1 pseudogene is annotated in these 368 nt (G+C 60.3%); it reads left to right on the top strand.

Annotated elements, in window-relative coordinates:
* Positions 1-219, top strand: a pseudogene (locus PZH32_RS11745) (acyl-CoA dehydratase activase-related protein); the annotation flags it as partial.
* Between the last annotated feature and the right edge of the window lie 149 nt (positions 220-368).

The raw sequence follows: 368 nt of genomic DNA, 5'->3' as shown, positions 1-368 counted from the left end.
CTTCTGCAGGACCGCATCGACGGCATTGTGCTCATCAGCGCTTTCCCCTGCGGCCCCGACTCCATGACCGACGATGCCATCATGCGCTGCATTCAGGACACGCCTATTTTGAACCTCATGATCGATGCCCAGTCGGGCACGGCCGGCGTGGAGACGCGCGTGGAAAGCTTCGTCTATATTCTGCGCTTCCAGCAGAAGGGAGGCTACGTTCATGGCTAAGCCCCAGTCTATGATCGAGCAGGTGCGCTCGAAGGTGACGGTGGAGTTCGAGCGTCATCGTCCTCCCAGCTTGCAGGCCGACCGCAAGGCGGCGAAGGAGGCCTAGCACAAGGCGAAGCACCACAAGTACACCAATGCGGCCTTCTTCC

Origin of the sequence: Adlercreutzia equolifaciens, from assembly GCF_029076695.1 — a bacterium.
GTDB lineage: Bacteria > Actinomycetota > Coriobacteriia > Coriobacteriales > Eggerthellaceae > Adlercreutzia > Adlercreutzia equolifaciens_A.
This window is presented reverse-complemented; position numbering and strand designations above follow the sequence as displayed.